This is a genomic window from Flavobacterium sp. (assembly GCF_043722275.1).
GTDB lineage: Bacteria > Bacteroidota > Bacteroidia > Flavobacteriales > Flavobacteriaceae > Flavobacterium.
In genome coordinates this window covers 1-1789 of sequence record NZ_JAYSPC010000061.1, presented here as the reverse complement: position 1 = coordinate 1789, position 1789 = coordinate 1, and the positions used below count along the sequence as shown (strand labels likewise).

Annotated in this window: 2 protein-coding genes and 1 pseudogene; 2 read left to right on the top strand and 1 reads right to left on the bottom strand. The window is 33.1% G+C overall.

Going from position 1 to position 1789, the window contains the following annotated elements:
* The first annotated feature begins 282 nt into the window (after window positions 1-282).
* Together ACHZDT_RS08100 and ACHZDT_RS08095 are read left to right on the top strand one after the other, a co-directional pair.
* Window positions 283-831, top strand: coding sequence for a transposase (locus ACHZDT_RS08100; RefSeq protein ID WP_394774119.1), 549 nt, complete (start codon window positions 283-285; stop codon window positions 829-831).
* Complete coding sequence (locus tag ACHZDT_RS08095; protein ID WP_394774120.1) at window positions 795-1352, top strand: IS630 family transposase; 558 nt, start codon at window positions 795-797, stop codon at window positions 1350-1352. Before ACHZDT_RS08100 ends, ACHZDT_RS08095 begins: the two co-directional genes overlap by 37 nt.
* Window positions 1353-1483: 131 nt before the next feature.
* Here ACHZDT_RS08095 and ACHZDT_RS08090 read toward each other — a convergent pair.
* Window positions 1484-1789: pseudogene (locus ACHZDT_RS08090) on the bottom strand (acetyl-CoA carboxylase biotin carboxylase subunit); the annotation flags it as partial.

The following is a 1789-nucleotide window of genomic DNA, read 5'->3' as shown; positions in this document are numbered from 1 at the left end:
TTAGATAATATTAATCGAACTCAGGTTCTAAGATAAACTTGCCTGCCACGAAGCGGAAAATCTTGAATCAATTTACTCTCCATAAAACCTTTTGACTCGTATTCTGACGAATCATGGCCATTAGGAAGCTCATTTTTTTCTTTAAATTCTATGATGTAATATTCCTTCTTTGTTTCTGTGTTATACCGTTACTTGTTATAAATTCGTCCAATAATGTTAGTAACTATTTTTTTATAATTATTGGACTAAAATATAATAGGATATATTTGTAATAAAAAAGACATGTCGGCACCCAAAACCTTTAAAATAAAGCAGAGCGAAAGCGAACTTAAAAAAATAATGAAAAATAGTCCTCTAATGATAGCTAAGCGCATTCATGCATTGCTAGTTTTTAAAAAGAATGAAGCCAATGGAATATCCAAACGTTTAGTTGCAGAAGAAATAGGGGTTAACCACAATAGCGTTCAAACATGGCGAAAACTATACATTGCCGGAGGGATAAAATTACTAATGTCGCATTCAAATATTGGTTACAAACCAAGCAAAATAACGCATGAGCAAGAACTAGCATTGAAAGAGCAATTAAACAATCCGCAAAATGGAATGGCGGGTTTTATTGAGTTGTTGGACTGGTTTAATAAGAATTTTAAAACAGATTTAAACTATAAAACCTTTCATGGATTTGTGGTAAGAAAGTATAAGGCTAAAATAAAAGTAGCAAGGAAAAGCCACATAAAAAAGGATGTTCAAGCGGTAGAAACTTTTAAAAAAACTTCCAGCAGCTCTGCCAAAATATTGTCCTTGAAAAAGCCCAAGGCTACAAAAAAATAGATTTCTATTGTCAGGATGAAAGTCGATTTGGTTTGTTTACAAGAAACGGCAAGGGTTTGACGGCAAAAGGTGTTAAACCTGTTTGCTTATTTCAGCAGGTATTCAAATCCCTATACTTGTTTGGAGCATTCTCTCCTATTACTGGAAATCATTTTGAATTAGAAATGCCTCATTGCAATACAGATACTTTTCAGGTATATTTAAATGAGTTCTCTAAACAATCTATTGATGAATTTAAAATTATAATGCTTGATAACGGTGCTTTTCATAAAGGGCAAAATTTAATTATTCCTGAAAACATTGCTTTGCTTTTTATTCCTCCGTATTCCCCAGAATTAAATCCTGCTGAAAAAATATGGCAAAAAATGAAAAGAGCCTTTTCTGGTAAGCTGCATCAAACACTTGATAATGTGAGTGAGTTTATTACAAACCAAGTTACCATACTTACAAATCAACAAGTTAAAAACATATGCAGATATGACTATATTTTTTTAGCTCCATATTGGACTAATACTTATTAAGTATTGGTATAACTGTTATAGTGCAATCCCGCACATGCGGGAGGACTGTTACAGATACCGATTCGGTATTATTTGAATAAAAAAGCCCTGCAGTTATAATACTTCAGGGCTTTTTATTTAAAAATGTTTTTTTATTCCGTCAGATCAAAATCTTCCAAAAATTTTGTGGTATAATTTCCCTTGATAAAATTTTCGTCTTTCATTAATTTCAGGTGAAAAGGAATAGTCGTTTTAACACCTTCAATTACATACTCACTCAAAGCACGGTGCATTTTAGCAATTGCTTCTTCACGTGTTTGTGCAACAGTAATTAATTTCGCCACCATACTATCATAGTTTGGAGGAATGGTGTAACCTGCGTAAATATGAGAATCTACACGAATACCGTGTCCACCTGGTGTATGTAATACCGTAATTTTCCCCGGTGAAGGGCGGAA